Source organism: Prochlorococcus sp. MIT 1223 (assembly GCF_034092465.1).
In the GTDB taxonomy this organism is placed as follows: domain Bacteria; phylum Cyanobacteriota; class Cyanobacteriia; order PCC-6307; family Cyanobiaceae; genus AG-402-N21.
Genome location: NZ_CP139303.1, coordinates 486,172 through 502,232, shown reverse-complemented (window position 1 = coordinate 502,232; position 16,061 = coordinate 486,172). Strand labels below are relative to the sequence as shown.

Sequence of the window (16,061 nt, the reverse complement as noted above, 5' to 3'; positions counted from 1 at the left end):
TAGGTTGGGATACAGGAGTGAATTTTTGGTGGTTTATAAATTTACGTATTCTGTTAGATGTCTTATTTGCTTCTGCTCTAGGAGTATTGCTTTTTTCGAGAGTTAAGGAGGCTAGGACCCTTTGGCTTCTTAGAGGATATTTATTTTTAGCTTCACTTGCTTGGTTTGTTCAACGTTTTGCCAATTTACCAATCACCTCTCAGTTGGTGGACGCGCTTGTTCTAGCCTGTTCTTTATCTCTAGCAATTCTTTGGCAGGGTGAATTGAGAAGATTAATGGAGCTTCTTGGTACAGGAAGGCTGGCTGTTTTACTTGGAAACCCGCAAAAAGAATTCATAGCAAATGCAGGTACAATTACTCAGTTAACAGAGGCGGCAGGTCGTTTGTCTCAAAATAGACGAGGAGCTTTAGTGGTTGTCGATATGGGTAGCGATTTACGACCAGAAGATTTTCTTTATTCTGGAGTTCCCATTGATGCCAAATTATCAACTGAATTGTTACTGAACCTTTTTGCTTCTGATACTCCGCTTCATGATGGAGCAGTTCTCATAAAAGGTAATCGAATTATTTCGGCAGGAGTTATATTGCCATTATCTCGTCAAGGCATTAGCAGATATGGCACAAGGCATTTAGCCGCCTTGGGAATTACTGAACGATTTGATCGATGCATTTGTGTTGTAGTTTCTGAGGAGACAGGCACTTTGTCTTTAGCAAACCAAGGTCGGTTAGAAAGACCTATTACAAGCAGCAGATTGCTTGATTTGCTTAATGATTTGATGGGGAGCTCTATAGCTTCAGCTAATACAAAGCCCTCATTGAGTAATGTAAATACAACTAAACCAGCCTCTTCTAATATTGATTCAAAAACCTCCCAGTTACAGATTGGAGTTAGTGCTTCAGGCACTAATAAGGAAAACTAATGGTAAAAAGACAATTGGCAATTAGTTCAGATCCAGCCAAATTAATTTCTCCAATTCCAATGCAATTGGACCCAGTTCGTATGCCTGATCATTTAGCCATAATTATGGATGGGAATGGACGCTGGGCAAAAAAGAGAGGTCTTCCAAGAGTTATGGGTCATAAAGCTGGTGTGGAAGCATTGAAAACGACATTGAGGCTCGCTAGTAATTGGGGTATTGGGGCATTAACCGTATATGCATTTTCAACTGAGAATTGGTCTAGGCCAGGGGAAGAAGTTAATTTCTTGATGAGTCTTTTTGAAAATGTTCTTCAAAGAGAATTGAATCTATTAAAACTCGAGCAAGTTAAGATTAGTTTTATTGGTGATCTTTCTCCTTTGCCTATTAGATTAAAGGGACTAATTAAAGAAGCGACTGAACAAACTTCTGCTAACAAAGGAATTCATTTTAATGTATGTACAAATTATGGAGGTAGACGAGAATTGGTTTTAGCAGCTCAGAAGTTGGCCAAAAGATGCATTAATGGTGAATTAGAACCAGATCTTATTGATGAAAATGCTTTTGCAGCAGAATTGCTAACTGCTAACGATGTTGATCCAGACCTTGTTATTAGAACAAGTGGAGAAAGGCGAATCAGTAATTTTTTGCTTTGGCAATTGGCTTACGCTGAAATACATATAACCGAGACTTTATGGCCTGATTTTAATGAAAATGCTTTGATACAAGCTTTGATTGATTATCAGTCTAGGCGAAGGCGTTTTGGGGGGTTAGAAGCTGAAAGCTCAAAACATTATGAGATTTAAATTGGGAGTTAATCCATGACTTTACTAGCAGCAAAACCCCAAAAAGTGGAGGTTTTTGATATCCGCCATAATTGGACATTGACAGAAGTAAAAGATTTGCTTGAGAAACCCTTAATGGATCTTTTATGGAAAGCCCAATCAGTTCATAGATCAGCAAATCCTGGATATAAAGTACAACTAGCTTCTTTGTTAAGTGTAAAAACTGGAGGCTGTTCAGAGGATTGTGCTTATTGTCCTCAATCTTCTCACAATAATAGTGAAGTAAGTGCTAGTGCCCCTTTAAATATTGATCCAGTGCTTGATAGAGCAAAAGCGGCAAAAGCAGCTGGAGCAGATAGATTTTGTATGGGTTGGGCTTGGAGAGAAATTCGAGATGGACAACCTTTTGAGTCAATGCTTGAGATGGTTCGAGGTGTTAGGGCATTGGGGTTAGAAGCTTGTGTAACAGCTGGAATGCTTACTGATAACCAAGCTCACAGATTAGCGGAAGCTGGATTGACTGCTTATAACCATAATCTTGATACAAGTCCAGAGAATTATGAGCGAATAATTACTACAAGAACTTATCAGGACCGTTTGGAGACATTGGAAAGAGTTCGTTCAGCAGGTATATCTGTTTGCTGTGGTGGAATTATTGGTATGGGGGAATCTTTAACTGATAGAGCTTCTTTGTTACGTGTTTTGGCAACAATGAACCCTCATCCTGAAAGTGTACCTATCAATTCATTAGTAGCAGTAGAGGGGACACCACTAGAAAATCTTTCTTCGATCGACCCTTTGGAAATGGTAAGAATGGTTGCGACTGCAAGAATTCTTATGCCAAAAAGCAGAGTTCGTTTAAGTGCAGGGCGTGAGCAACTTGGTAGGGAAGCCCAAGTACTATGCCTACTGGCAGGAGCTGACTCTATCTTTTATGGAGACACTCTTCTTACAACAAGTAATCCTATTGTAGAAGCAGACAGAGAATTACTTTCACAAGCAGGAGTTCAAGTTAATTGGGATTTAACTAAAGATGATTAATCAGGGACAAGATAATGCTGGTTTAAGTTATAAGGTGGCAGCCTTTTATAGTTTTTTAGAGATAAATGGTGAGATACTAAATGCTTTCTTACAGAAGTTAAGAGAACATGCTAATCGAAAAAATGTTAAAGGTATGGTTTTAATTGCTTGTGAGGGTATTAATGGAACTATTTGCGGTTCAAGCTCTTCTATAAGCGATGTAATTAATTTAATTAAGTCTGACCTTTGTATTGAGGATTTGGAGATAAAATATAGTTTTTGCGATAAGCAGGCTTTTCGAAGATTCAGAGCTAGACAGAAAACAGAAATAGTGACAATGGGTATTTCTTATATTAATACAAACGAGTTGACGGGAAATTATATAGAACCATCCGATTGGAATAAATACCTTGATGACCCTGACGTTTTAGTAATTGATGCGAGGAATGAATATGAAGTTTCTGTAGGTACTTTTGAAGGAGCTTTGAATCCGCATACAGATAAATTCAGTGAATTCCCAGATTGGGTCGAGAAAACTTTAAGACCTATTGTCGATGAAAAAAAGCCAAGAGAAATAGCAATGTTTTGTACTGGTGGAATTCGTTGTGAAAAGGCTACTTGCTATTTAAGGCAGGAAGGGTTTGAGGGGGTTACTCAACTTCATGGTGGAATTCTTAAATATTTAGAAGAAGTTCCCATCTCTAAGAGCAAGTGGAATGGAGAATGTTTTGTATTTGATAGAAGAGTTGCGTTAAATCATAATCTCGTTCCAGGGATGCATCGCTTATGTAATGCTTGTGGTATGCCTCTTTCACCAGAAGATCTTATGAAAGAAAGTTATATTAGGGGAGTTAAGTGTCACTATTGTGTTGATCGTTTTAGTGATGATGATAGGGCTCGTTTTGCTGATAGACAGAAACACCTTGATAACTTGATTGGCAATGACTCAGTAAATACTCTTTCGCTTACTCCATGAAACCTATTGGATTAGCTGAATTAGAGAAAGAGGCTACAAATGCTGGCCTTTTACTTCGTCTACAAATTAGACAACCGATTAATATATGGTCTTTTAAGGTAGTAGTTGCAGAGCCCATTAATAAACACAAGATTAGGATTCTAGGTGAAATGAAAGGATGGGCATATAACTCTGAAAAAGGTTTGCAGCTTGACACTATGCGTGTTAACCAGAAGTCTCCTCCAGGAGTAGGTCATCTGATATGGTCGGCTACTATGGCCTGGGCATTAGAATCCACACCATGTAAAGTCGCTAGATTATTAGCTATTTTTGACGAAGAAAGTCAGCATACTCGACTTGTTAAGTATTTTAGGAGAAGGGGTTTTAATCTCTCAAGAGAAGTACGCTCATCTATTCTAGATCTGCCTTTAAGAATGATTTGGGGTGGAGCAGGTTCTTTGATGTCTGGAGATTGTTCAGAGGTGTTTGAATATAGTTATAATTTGTGGCGAATTAATACTACAAACTTTAACTGAGATTAGTGTTTCTCAGCATGGTAGCTACTACGAACTAATGGCCCACTATTTATCTTTTTGAATCCAAGGTCTTTAGCAATCTCTGCAAAATCATCAAAGTCTTTAGGTCTCCAATAATGTTGTACTGGAATATGTGCTAGAGATGGACGTAAATATTGACCGATTGTAATTTGTTGACAGTCTACGGATCTAAGGTCATGAAGTGTTTCGATGACCTCTTCTTTCTTCTCTCCTAACCCTAGCATTATACCTGACTTTGTTGGTATATCATTTGCGATGTCTCTAGCGAGTCTTAATAGATTAAGAGAATGTTCGTAGGTAGCACCAAGTCGAACTTCTTTTTGTAGTCGTTTCACTGTTTCCAAATTGTGATTAAAACAGACAGGCTTTGAATTAAGAACTGTTGTGAGGCGTTCCTTTTGTGCCTTTATAGGATCTTTCGTATTAGAGTTGCTTCCCCAAAAATCAGGTGTTAACACTTCAATTGAGATAGTTGGTATCAGCTTCCTTATTTCATTGATAGTATTTGTAAATAGACTCGCTCCATGATCAGGTAAGTCATCTCTTGCTACGGAAGTTAAGACTACATAGCGAAGTCCTAATATGAAAACAGCATTGGCAACTTTTTGAGCTTCTTGATTGGTGATTGATTCAGGAGCTTTGCCTTTGTCTACTTGGCAAAATGCGCAACTTCTTGTGCAAACTGAACCTCCAAGCAAGAATGTTGCAGTGCCAGCGGCATAACATTCTCCTCTGTTTGGACAGCGGCCTTCCTCGCAAATTGTATTTAGTTGATATCTTTTAACAAGTGTCTGCACTTTTTCTAATTCAGAGGCTTTGCCGATAGAGGGTTTAATCCATTTAGGAAGTCGCTCTTTTGGAGCGATAGAGCTGTATTTAGATTGTCTCTGTTTTGTTGTCATAGTACTTAGAAATTTATTTATTCAATATTTGTTCGGCCTTCTAGGGCTCGACTTAGCGTTACTTCGTCTGCATATTCGAGCTCACTCCCCATTGGTAGACCATAGGCAATACGTGTTACTTTAGCGAAAGGTTTTATAAGTCTTGCAAGGTATAGACTAGTAGTATCGCCTTCTACACTTGGTGTTAGAGCAAGTATTACTTCATCAATATTGAGTTGATTTACTCTTTCCACTAGAGTTGTTACTTGAAGCATTTCGGGGCCAATTCCATCCATTGGGGAGATTAAGCCACCTAGGACATGGTAGAACCCCTTATATTCTCTTGTTCTCTCTAGTGCTAGCAAGTCTCTAGAGTCAGAAACAACGCATAAAAGCTGCTGATCTCTATTGGAACTTGAACAGATTTCACAAATTTCCTCAGATGTTAGATGAAAACATTTTTTGCATTGACCTATTTGGCTTCGAGCATTAAGTAATGCGTTTGAGAAAGTTTTGATTTTTTCTTCAGGTTGTCTTAATAGAAACAAGGCAAGCCTTTGAGCTGTTCTAGGCCCGATGCCAGGCAATTGCTCGAATTGGTCTATTAGACGTGCAAGAGGTCTGGTAAAGCCGCTCAGGAGTCGAATGCAGTTACTCTGAATTTAATCAACTTATCTGGTTTGAACATTATTTTTCTAACTCTTCTTTCAGTTTGGTGATGTTTCAGGCAGAATGGATAACAGGTTATAGGTTTTGTTAATGATTCAAATGCTCCGTTCTTCAGCACGTGTGCTTTTGAGTTTTGTTCTTATTGCTTTGATTGGAGCATGTAGTGCTAATCCCTCTGCTGGTTTAGAACCTTTTCAAAGTACTGATGGCCGATATGGATTCTTGTATCCCACTGGCTGGACAAGAGTCTCTGTTCCTAATGGGCCAGCGGTCGTTTTTCATGACCTAATTAACAGTGACGAAACTCTTAGTCTCGTTATCTCTAAAATAAATAATGATATTGACCTTGAAAATCTTGGGACTCCTGAAGAGGTTGGGGATAGGTTAATTAAACAATTGATTTCTCCTGACGATCAGAGTCGTTTGATTGAGTTGATTGATTCAGAAGAAAGAGAGAGTTCTGGACACATTTTCTACGACTTGGAATATAAGGTAACTTATCCAAGCTCTACTAGACATGAGTTGGCTACTGTTGTTATTGATAGAGGGACTTTATATACGTTTGCGGCTGGAACTGATGAGGTTAGATGGCCTAAAGTTAATTCAATATTTCAAAGAGTAGTAGACTCATTTACTTTATTAATTTAATTAGATCAGACTTCTAGAATACCAGCCTGAACTTTCCACAAAGCCGAGTAAAGATTATCATTTTTTATTAGTTCTTCGTGTGTACCAGATTCAATAATAGAACCTTTATCTAATACTATTATCTCATCAGCATTCCTTACTGTGCTTAATCTATGAGCAATGACAACAGTAGTTCTATTTTTTGTTATTTTGGCTAAAGACCTTTGAATAGCGGCTTCTGTTTCGTTGTCTACTGAGGCAGTTGCTTCATCAAGAATAAGTATAGGTGCATCTTTAAGGATTGCCCTGGCTAATGCAATCCTTTGCCTTTGACCACCAGATAACTTTTGTCCTCTCTCCCCTACTAATGTTTTATAGGAGTGAGGTAATTGATTTATGAACTCTGAAGATTCAGATAGCTCTGCAGCTTTAATAATTTCATGTTTAGATGGGTTATTTGTACCATAAGTAATATTTTCTTCAATTGTCCCATGAAATAGATAAACTTCTTGGCTAACTAAAGCTATTGACCTTCTCAAATCTTTTAAATTATATGATTCAATTAATCTATTATCAATTTTAATTTCGCCTGAATCTATCGAATATAGTCTTAAAAGTAGTTTTACTAATGTGCTTTTACCTGAACCAGTTGGTCCTACAATTCCAATTGTCTTACCAGCCTTTATGGTTAAATCCAGGTCTTTGATTATATCTAGTCCATTTTCATATTTAAATGAAACTTTCTCAAAGCTGATCTCACCTTTTATTTCCTTATCTCTAAGAGAATAACTTCCACTGGAAATTTTTATAGGTGTATCAATTAGATTTAATACTCTATTTGTTGAGGCCATTGATCTTTGATAATCATCAAGAATATGTCCAAGTGTTGTTAAAGGCCAGAGCAGTCTCTGAGTAATAAATACTAGAAAGCTATATGTACCTATAGCTATTTCTCCAGACCATGCTTGAAGTCCACCAAATAATAATATTGCAAGGAAAGCAAATAATATTGCAAACCTTATTAGTGGAATAAAAGCTGCTGAAAGTTTTATCGCTTTACTATTGCTTCTTTGGTATGACTTGCTTTCTAATGTTAATCTTTCTACTTCCCAATCTTCGGTCGCAAAACTTTTGATTGTAACTATTCCTCCTAAATTATTATTTAGTCTTGCGGCAATATCTCCTGCCCTTTCTCTTACCTCTTTGTATCTAGGAGCAAGGTTTCTTTGAAATCTTATCGATCCCCAAAGAATTATAGGTATTGGAATAAATGCAAAGAATGCTACTCCTGGAGCTAAAAAAGCCATTGCTCCTCCAACTAAAAAGACAGTAATTATTAATTGAAGTATTTGGTTTGCTCCTTGATCCAGAAATCTTTCAAGTTGGTTAATATCATCATTGAGTACAGATAGCAATCGACCAGAATTATCTGATTCAAAAAAAGCCATTTCAAGTTTTTGAAGATGGCTATATGCATTAATACGAAGTTTATGTTGAGTAGTTTGAGCAAGGTTACGCCAAAGTAGTCCATAAAGATATTCAAAAAATGATTCTGCACTCCAAATCAAGCAGGACATAAACGCAATAACGCCTAATTGACTTGGGACACTGTAAAAACCAAGGCTTCCTATCCATGAAGCATTTTCCCTTGCAATTACATCTACTGAAAGTCCTATTAAAACTGGCGGAGCAAGATCCAATATCTTATTAATGACTGAACAGCTTATTGCAGCCCAAATTAACAATTGCTTATTTTCTAGAAATTCGAATAATCGGTGTAATGCAGTTTTCTTATTTTCTTTTAAATGTTTTTTCATGGAATAACGAATAATCTTGCCTTTTAGATTGAACCTATATTTATAAATCAAATATTGAAGAAGCTTTATCTTTGCATTTTTCTTGAGCTTTATCAAGGTTTGTCCCTAAGTTAAACTCATCGAGGAAACAATCACAGGTAAAATCACTCATTCCCTTTGGTGGAACTTTATTTGCCAGCTCCATTTCATAATTAAATCCAATAATGCACATACTTTTTAAAAGTGAATCTTCTTTCTTCTCTGTTTTTTCTTTCGCAAAGGAAACTTGTAATGTCATTACCCACGTAATTAGAATATATGTTAATAATTTATGTTTTTTCATTATTAATCTAACTCTTTAGGCACTTCGATTGATTTGTAATTCACGGTTCATAACCTTAACTCTTTTCAAGTTATTAAAGATATCTGATGGCATTTGTTTTGGAAGGTCTATAAAACTGTGTGTTTCAAAGATTTGGATCTTACCGATCATTCTCCCTTTTAAGCCTGTTTCATTTGCAATTGCTCCAACTAAATTTCCTGGTTTGACCCTGTCTCGATGCCCCACCTCTACTCTAAATCTCTCCATATTGTTATCCATAGAGCTTTGATCGAAATCAGTTCTTCTACTTCTCCTCCCTCCTCTTTCTTCTCTCCGGTCATTCCTGTACCTTCTTTGATCAGTTTGTTTTATCCAGCTTTCATCTTCTTGACTTAATAATGGAGAAGGCCCTAAGGCCAAATTTATTGCAGCAAGTGCGATTTCATTGGCATCTATCTTTAGTTCTTTCCCAATCTTATCTATTAATTCTTTTAGGAGTACAGTTTCTTTTTCATGATCTCTTCCCGTTTCAGAGGCTTTGACAAGGTTCTTTTGTAATTTATTAATTCTATTTTTGTTTATGGTTTCATTATTAGGTATTTCCATTTTGTCTATCGGTTGCCCTACTGCTCTTTCTAGATTGTTTATGAAACCTCTCTCCCTAGGGCTCGCAAAAAGGATAGCTTCACCACTTCTTCCAGCTCTGCCAGTACGACCTATCCTATGGATGTAGGCTTCTTTGTCGAAGGGCATATCAAAATTAATTACCAATCCGATTCTATCGACATCTAGTCCACGAGCGGCTACATCGGTGGCAACGAGTATATCTACTGTACCCTTTCGTAGTCGTTCAATTGTCCTTTCTCTCTGGTTCTGGGGAACGTCTCCATTTAATATTGCTACACTATGACCAGAAGCTTCGAGCTTTTCGGCAACCGTAAGTGTTATTGCTTTTGTTCGAGTAAATATAATTACACCTTCTTCTGAAATTGCTTCAAGAACCCTTTTAAGAGCATCAATCTTATAACTATTTTGTACAATAAGATGCCTCTGCCTTATTAGACTTGTTTTCTGTTTAGTTGCTTTAATTGTTATTTCTGCAGGATCATTGAGATATTGTTTGGAGATTCTTCTGATTTCAGAAGGCATAGTTGCCGAGAATAAAATCATTTGACGTTCGTTCGGCAATTGCTCAAGAACCCATTCGACATCATCTATAAAACCCATCCTTAACATCTCATCCGCTTCATCTAGAACTAGACACTTTAATTCACTTTTATTGATTGTTCCTTGTCTTAGATGATCCATAACTCTTCCAGGGGTACCAACAACAATGGCAACTCCTCTTTTTAGAGCATTTATTTGCCCTCTGAAGTCTGCTCCACCATATACAGCAAGTATTTTTAATCCAGGTTGGTCAATAGCATATGAACGAAATGATTCAGCAACTTGAATAGCTAATTCACGTGTTGGAGTGAGGACTAGTACTTGAGGTGGACCACCTGGCTTTTCTAGCTTTTCAATTATTGGTAAAGCAAATGCAGCTGTTTTCCCCGTTCCTGTTTGAGCTTGGCCCACTAGATCCCTACTAAGCATTAGCTCTGGGAAGGCTGCTTTTTGTATCGGAGTAGGTTCGTTGTACCCTTTATTCCTGAGTGTTGTTATTAATTTTTCGTTAAAACCAAAACCTTCAAAACCATTTATCTGTTGCCCCTCAATAGTCTGATCGTCTTTTACGGTTGAATCTATTGGTGTGGCCGGGATTTTCTCAGCCCTATCATTATTTTCCACAGAAGAGGGGAGTTCTTTAGATGCTGATTCAAGTGAGAGCTCAGATCCTTCTATTTCTTTTGACTTTGACATTTAATTTAAGTGTTAGCCTGCTGGATGCTTCAATTCAGGCAGACAACGTCCAATCGGAATTTAACCGCGCTCTGTTGACTCGCCTATTTAAAGTCTCCTATTAACTTATCATCTTGAGAAGTTTTATTTTCATATTTGAGAGTTTTTATCTTTAAACGCATCAAAGTAAGTGATATTTATAATTAAGTTTTGCTTGGCACGAGTTATTGCTGTATATAACAATTTTTGATTATATGACTCATCTTTTGTCGGAGCAATGCTCTTGGCATTTGAATCACTGATAGTTTCTGGCCACATAAGTATTACATTATTTGCTTCACTACCTTGTGCTTTGTGAATTGTTAGGGCAAAAGCTGGTTCAAGTTTTTTTATTCTTGCAGGATGAACTATAGAGGAAACAAGCTTCTGCTCAATTGTAAATACTCTGAATAAGATACGTCTTGTTTCTGAGTTTCCAATAATTATTCCAATGTCACCATTAGATAGGCCTAGTTCGGGTTGATTTGTTGAGCAGATAACAGGAGTACCTTCAGGCCAACTCATCAATCCCTCAAGAAGTGAATTCCCTAATAGTTTTTGGTGTATATCCCTCACTCCCCAAAGACCATTCTTCTGAGGGCATAAAACTATAAGCCTATCAAGGCATCTGAATACCTTATTGCTTAGTTCAATAGGTTGAGTTTTTTGAATATTTGAGAATTCTGTCTCGTATGAGATGTCTTTCTTGAATTGGCGAGTTAGGGTTTCCAACTCTTGTTTTTGTTGCTTCATTATAGAGATTACTTTTTTGGGGAGAACATTTAGCTTTGATCTTATGAGTTGGACATTTGAGGAGCTATCTAAAGTGGATAGTGTTGTCCAAAAAGCTTCTAGTCCTTCATCACGAATTACCGTTGAAAGCTCTGCTATTGCTCCTCGATTTCGGTAAAGCTTTCTTAGATGAATTGCTGAGTCATCAAATTTATCAATTGTTCTTGGTTTCTGTAGTTCTTGCCATATGGCTCCAGTACTAATTGGTGGTAACTGATCGGGATCCCCGACAAGAATTAACTTACATTTATTAGGCAGTGCATTTAGGACAGCTTGCATTAAAGCAAGATTAACCATAGACATTTCATCAATAACTAAAAGATCAAGATCTAAAAGCGATTTTTGGTTTTTCCCGAAACCTCCTGGCCTTGCCTGCAGTAAGCTATGGAGAGTTATGCAGGGTATATTTAGAAGCCTTTCTTTTGAAGAACTTATAGACGTTGAAATGTTAGCTTGTAGAGATTCTTGGAGGCGTCTAGTCGCTTTACCTGTTGGTGCAGAAAGAGTGATTTTAGCTAAAGGATCATTACAAAGGACTTGATTAACCATATGAATAATGGTCATGGTTTTACCTGTCCCAGGACCACCACTCATTAAAACAAGACCACATTGAATGATTTTCTTGATAGCGAGTAGTTGCTCTTTATTTACGGAGACAATGTCCAGGACTTTTTCATTGATTTGGAACGAATTACTTGAAGCGGAAAATAGTTTTGTTTTATTTAAAAGTAATTGAATAACTTCCTTTAGCTCATTATTCCACCTTCGCCAACTTATATAGTTGTCATTAATTGCAATAGGAGAGTTCTCACCTTTAGTTAAATCAGTCTCTAATAATGCATTAATATGATCTATTGGCCACCCTTTGTTCTTTAGAGTATGAGTAGATGTTTGATTGTCTAAGTGAACAAATAAATCTCCCCTTGATAAGGAGTCAAAAAGTAGAAAGAATATATCTTCTAGATAACTTAACTGTGTATTATTTGGGATATAAGATGCAAGTAATTTTAGTGTTGACTTTGCCATGATTGTTGTCCTATGACTATCTTCAGATTTCATTGTCCACCTCTTTTCATAAGATTATCTATTTCGATAATGCGGTTAATAGGAGCCTTTTCTGTAATAATTCCCGGTGTATACTCTTCATTGCTTTTATTGAATATATTATCTTGTTCTGGAAGACCTCTTATGAATATATATATATATCCTCCTAGATTTTTTGAAGGTGAATAATTAGGTAATCTCCATTTAAGTAATCTGTGTAAAGCAACTAAATACAGGTGTGCTTGTAGAGGGTAATGGTGAAGAATCATTTCTTTTTCCATGGATTCCTTGCCGTAGTCCTTAGGTCGGCACTTTGCGACACCATCTTCGTCATTGACTCCTAACCAATTTGATTTCCAATCAACAACCCACCATTTCGCAGTGGAATGATTTTCTTTGTCTGGAAATACTAGATCAATTGAACCAGTCAAAAAGCCTTTGCTACAAATGGTTAGATCATTTATCTTTTTGCTGTAATCAATACTGAATCTTGATGCGTTATCTTTTTCAAAAGTTTTAGAAAGATCAAGTGCTTTAATTGGTTTTCCATTTATTGCAATAGGTAAGTCAAAGCTCATTTCGTGAATTCTATTTTTGGAACTTACTTGATGAAGTTTTAGGTTATCTAGTTCTTTCCCAAGAGGAGTCTTAATTAATCTATCGAGAGCTTTTTGGGTAATTGGAAGAAGCTTTTTTGAAAAGCCAGATTTCCTTAGCTCCTCTAATATTATTTTTTCTGATTGGCTGGAATCAAAAGGAACTTGAAAGTCAATCTTTTCAAGAATCTTGTGTAGGCAATCTCCTGCAGTTGATCCACGAGGAAAGTTTGATAATGGACTTTCTTCGGAGATTATATTTTCAAGATTATCTAATGAGTTGTTTATAGAACTCTTATCTTGAAGGACATAATCACTGTCTTCAATATCGGTATCGCGACCTTCTTCTAATGCGGGGTAATTAACGAGCTTGACAATTTTAGAGTTTTTATTTTTGATCCAGGATGAGTAACTATATCTACCCCAAGATGAATCTAAAAAACGTTTTGGTGATTCTCCGACTTTTAAGACTTCATTCGTATGATTAGGTTGCCAGCTATTGTCTATTGGATCACAGCTTATGCAGTCAATAGTAATTGGGACATTGTTTCCTGAGAGCCATTCTATTAATTTTGTTTGAGAAAGGTCTTCTATCTTTGAATTAATCTCAGAAGGACCAAATAAAAGACTTGTTAAAGGATTTCCTTCTTGCTTTGAAGCTCTTCCCCAAATAATAGTTAAATGCTTTTGTGCTCTTGTAAGTGCGACATATGCAAGCCTTTCATATTCTTGTAAGGTATCTTTCTTAGAATCTTCCTGAGCTTCGACTCCTTCTTTCCAGCTACTACTATTAGCTAGTAGCCAATTTTCAGATCTATCTATTCTCCATAGTGGACCATCTTCAATTGGTGGACATTGCCACAAGAATGGACATATTACTATTTTGAATTGGAGTCCCTTGCTGCGATGAATAGTTATTATATTAATAGCATTTTCGTTTGAGTCACTATTTGGTTGTCTATCTTCTGGGATTGAAGAGGATGATTTTAGACGTTGTTGCTTTAGCCATCTCGCGGCCCTTAAAGTGTTAAAACCTTGTTTATGTATTTCCTCTTGAACAAGTTGAGAGCATTGATTTAAATCACTAAGTAGCCTTCCTCTAAAGGCAATATTAGCAAGATTACGAGCTTCCAGTAGTTCAAATAAGCAACCTGGAAGCCCTAATGTTTCTATACTTTCTGCCCAGTATTTGAGTTTTGAAGCCAATTTATCAAATTCACCATCTTCTTCAGCTACTATTAATTTTGCCGCTGACCATTGAATTAATGTTGAACAGGCTAAAAGTTTTATCTTTTCAGAATGGCCAGGAGACGCAAGACAATCTAAGAATCTTTGTAAAAGATCAGCAGCCTCACTTTTAAAGATATCTCCTTGCGTGACGAGTCGAGTTGGAAGCCGTGCCTTTGAAAGGGATATTCTGACTTTCTCTGCTTGATAATGATTATTTACAAGAATACAGATATCGGATAATTTAATTTCTGAGGATTTCAAATCTATTTGCGTTAGTAGGTAATTGGAAATAATATTTGGAATTTTTTCTTCTAGTTCCGTTTTGCTCATTAAACTTTTCTTTCTTGAGTCATCACCCTTAGATCTTTCCCTCACACATAGTAGATGTAGTGGATGTTTACTTTTTATATTTGTATAAGGTATTTCGATAGACTTGGGTATTAATTTAGAGGTACATAGTCCTGAGCGTATAAGACCTCTTGACATTAATTTATTTAATGAATCCATTAGCAATGGGGTTGTCCTAAAGTTTTCTAATAAGATGTCAATTCTTTTAGCTTGTTTTTTGGCTTTTATATAGGTATTGATGTTTCCACCTCTAAATCTATAAATAGCTTGCTTGGGATCCCCTACCATGATTAAGAGGTGCTCTTCACTACTCCCAAAAATTTCCTCCAGTATTCTCCATTGCAGTGGATCAGTGTCTTGGAATTCATCAATGAAGGCAGCCTTATAGCGCATACGTAATTTCTTGAAAATATTTTTCTTTTTATCTATTTTAATTTCATTATTGCTTGGGTCTAACACCTTTAAAAGATCACCATTACTTAGAAAACCTCTTTTCTCTCTTTTTTCCTTTAAAGCATTTGATGTTCTCAATAATGCATGTGCCCATACAAATTCTCCAGGCCCTTCAGTTAATAGTGAAATGGCTTTTTGTAATCGAGGAGTGAACTCTATATTATTATTCAAGCAAAATTTTTTCTCTAAAGAGTATAAATTTTTTGGATGATAATAATTAAGTAAATGGTTCTTATCGTTTAATATTTCATCATAAAATGGAGCAATCTCATCAACTGAAGAATATTTCTCTAATTGAAAAGTCTCAATCCAAGCATTCATTATGTCAAGTCTACTTTTTTTAGGTTTCGGACTGAAGGGCTTTGTATCTTTTATCCCTAACTCTCTTAGTTGAGCAGCATAATCTCTTAATAATTTATCTAATTCTAAAGATTCTTCAGACCAGAGCCTAAGAAAGTTAAGCCAATATTTAAGATATAAATCATTAAATTGAACTCTTAGTTCTTTCCCTGAAAACATCTCTGTACAGTCAGCATAACCTCTGAATTTAAGACTTGGATCGCTCTCAATCTTATGTAGGCTTCCTTCTAGAGTTTTTGTTGTAAGTCCTGCTTTCTCAAGACCTTTAATATGTTTGATTTCAATGTCTAGTATATTTTCTTTCCAATAACTATGAACAACTTCTTCTACTAAGTCTTTTTGATCATCTTTTATTTCTGGCTGAATACTTGTTCCTAAATCGATTGCCTCTCTTTTTAATGTCCTACTACAAAAGCCATGAATAGTTGTTATGTCAGCCTGGTCAACCTTATCCAATGCTTTAAGTAATAGACTAATCCATTCCTTCTTCTTGCCTTCATTCCCTGCCGTTAAGTTAAACCAATCAAGAAGAACTTTGTCATTATTATTATCATAATCCTTATGGGGATTTGACTCAAGCAACTTCAATGCAGAAATAATTCTTTTTACTATATTTGCTTTTATTTCTGACGCAGTTGCTCTCGTAAAGCTTACTACTAGTATTTCTTGAATAGATATCCTTTTCTCCGTTAGGAGTCTAAGAACTAAATGTGACAACGAGAATGTTTTTCCGGTACCCGCACTAGCTTCAATTAATTGTATTCCACTATTTAACGGATATTTGTTTGCATTGAATATATAATTTCTATTATTTTGCTCTGAAGCCAT

The 16,061-nt window shown here is 36.3% G+C and carries 13 protein-coding genes; 6 read left to right on the top strand and 7 right to left on the bottom strand.

Annotation, left to right across the window (positions count from 1 at the left end):
* Positions 1–17: 17 nt before the first annotated feature.
* From cdaA to SOI85_RS02725, 5 genes are read left to right on the top strand one after another with little or no spacing between them, the layout of a single operon-like run.
* Positions 18–920, top strand: a complete 903-nt coding sequence (gene cdaA, locus SOI85_RS02745; protein ID WP_320664704.1) for a diadenylate cyclase CdaA — start codon at positions 18–20, stop codon at positions 918–920.
* Positions 920–1,723, top strand: coding sequence for an isoprenyl transferase (locus SOI85_RS02740; RefSeq protein ID WP_320664703.1), 804 nt, complete (start codon positions 920–922; stop codon positions 1,721–1,723). Before cdaA ends, SOI85_RS02740 begins: the two co-directional genes overlap by 1 nt.
* Positions 1,724–1,738: 15 nt before the next feature.
* On the top strand, positions 1,739–2,743 hold the full coding sequence (gene bioB / locus SOI85_RS02735) for a biotin synthase BioB (RefSeq protein ID WP_320664702.1): 1,005 nt from the start codon (positions 1,739–1,741) through the stop codon (positions 2,741–2,743).
* Positions 2,736–3,698 carry a rhodanese-related sulfurtransferase gene (locus SOI85_RS02730; RefSeq protein ID WP_320664701.1) on the top strand — a complete coding sequence of 321 codons (963 nt, stop codon included), beginning with the start codon at positions 2,736–2,738 and terminating at the stop codon, positions 3,696–3,698. The genes bioB and SOI85_RS02730 overlap by 8 nt, the downstream gene beginning before the upstream one ends.
* Positions 3,695–4,213 (top strand): hypothetical protein, encoded by a 519-nt coding sequence (locus tag SOI85_RS02725; protein ID WP_320664700.1) that lies wholly within the window; start codon positions 3,695–3,697, stop codon positions 4,211–4,213. Before SOI85_RS02730 ends, SOI85_RS02725 begins: the two co-directional genes overlap by 4 nt.
* Before the next feature lie 2 nt (positions 4,214–4,215).
* On the opposite strand, the gene lipA is transcribed toward SOI85_RS02725, so the two are convergent.
* Together lipA and recR are read right to left on the bottom strand one after the other, a co-directional pair.
* Positions 4,216–5,136, bottom strand: a complete 921-nt coding sequence (gene lipA / locus SOI85_RS02720) for a lipoyl synthase (protein WP_320664699.1) — start codon at positions 5,134–5,136, stop codon at positions 4,216–4,218.
* A gap of 17 nt (positions 5,137–5,153) precedes the next feature.
* On the bottom strand, positions 5,154–5,753 hold the full coding sequence (recR, locus tag SOI85_RS02715) for a recombination mediator RecR (protein WP_320665100.1): 600 nt from the start codon (positions 5,751–5,753) through the stop codon (positions 5,154–5,156).
* 121 nt (positions 5,754–5,874) lie between these two features.
* On the opposite strand from recR, the gene psbP reads away from it, so the two are divergent.
* A complete protein-coding gene (gene psbP / locus SOI85_RS02710) occupies positions 5,875–6,432 on the top strand; it encodes a photosystem II reaction center PsbP (RefSeq protein ID WP_320664698.1) in 558 nt (185 codons plus the stop codon).
* 5 nt (positions 6,433–6,437) lie between these two features.
* Here psbP and SOI85_RS02705 read toward each other — a convergent pair whose 3' ends face one another.
* The 5 genes from SOI85_RS02705 to SOI85_RS02685 form a co-directional block, all read right to left on the bottom strand.
* The gene (locus SOI85_RS02705) at positions 6,438–8,228 is read right to left on the bottom strand and encodes an ABC transporter ATP-binding protein (RefSeq protein ID WP_320664697.1); all 1,791 of its coding nucleotides are present in this window, start codon (positions 8,226–8,228) and stop codon (positions 6,438–6,440) included.
* Between the two features lie 40 nt (positions 8,229–8,268).
* Positions 8,269–8,505, bottom strand: a complete 237-nt coding sequence (locus SOI85_RS02700; protein WP_320664696.1) for a hypothetical protein — start codon at positions 8,503–8,505, stop codon at positions 8,269–8,271.
* A 60-nt stretch (positions 8,506–8,565) separates the two neighbouring features.
* Positions 8,566–10,392: a DEAD/DEAH box helicase gene (locus tag SOI85_RS02695; protein ID WP_320664695.1), complete on the bottom strand. Its 1,827-nt coding sequence runs from the start codon at positions 10,390–10,392 to the stop codon at positions 8,566–8,568.
* Between the two features lie 129 nt (positions 10,393–10,521).
* A complete protein-coding gene (locus SOI85_RS02690) occupies positions 10,522–12,261 on the bottom strand; it encodes an ATP-dependent DNA helicase (RefSeq protein ID WP_320664694.1) in 1,740 nt (579 codons plus the stop codon).
* Positions 12,258–16,061 (bottom strand): UvrD-helicase domain-containing protein, encoded by a 3,804-nt coding sequence (locus tag SOI85_RS02685; RefSeq protein WP_320664693.1) that lies wholly within the window; start codon positions 16,059–16,061, stop codon positions 12,258–12,260. Before SOI85_RS02685 ends, SOI85_RS02690 begins: the two co-directional genes overlap by 4 nt.

Excerpts from the sequence above, each read along its gene's own strand:
- psbP (WP_320664698.1), top strand. The coding sequence starts at position 5,875 with ATGATTCAAATGCTCCGTTCTTCAGCACGTGTGCTTTTGAGTTTTGTT.
- bioB (WP_320664702.1), top strand. The coding sequence starts at position 1,739 with ATGACTTTACTAGCAGCAAAACCCCAAAAAGTGGAGGTTTTTGATATC.
- lipA (WP_320664699.1), bottom strand. The coding sequence starts at position 5,136 with ATGACAACAAAACAGAGACAATCTAAATACAGCTCTATCGCTCCAAAA.
- SOI85_RS02690 (WP_320664694.1), bottom strand. The coding sequence starts at position 12,261 with ATGAAATCTGAAGATAGTCATAGGACAACAATCATGGCAAAGTCAACA.
- SOI85_RS02705 (WP_320664697.1), bottom strand. The coding sequence starts at position 8,228 with ATGAAAAAACATTTAAAAGAAAATAAGAAAACTGCATTACACCGATTA.
- SOI85_RS02730 (WP_320664701.1), top strand. The coding sequence starts at position 2,736 with ATGATTAATCAGGGACAAGATAATGCTGGTTTAAGTTATAAGGTGGCA.
- SOI85_RS02695 (WP_320664695.1), bottom strand. The coding sequence starts at position 10,392 with ATGTCAAAGTCAAAAGAAATAGAAGGATCTGAGCTCTCACTTGAATCA.
- SOI85_RS02740 (WP_320664703.1), top strand. The coding sequence starts at position 920 with ATGGTAAAAAGACAATTGGCAATTAGTTCAGATCCAGCCAAATTAATT.
- SOI85_RS02725 (WP_320664700.1), top strand. The coding sequence starts at position 3,695 with ATGAAACCTATTGGATTAGCTGAATTAGAGAAAGAGGCTACAAATGCT.
- SOI85_RS02685 (WP_320664693.1), bottom strand. The coding sequence starts at position 16,061 with ATGGCTTCAGAGCAAAATAATAGAAATTATATATTCAATGCAAACAAA.
- SOI85_RS02700 (WP_320664696.1), bottom strand. The coding sequence starts at position 8,505 with ATGACATTACAAGTTTCCTTTGCGAAAGAAAAAACAGAGAAGAAAGAA.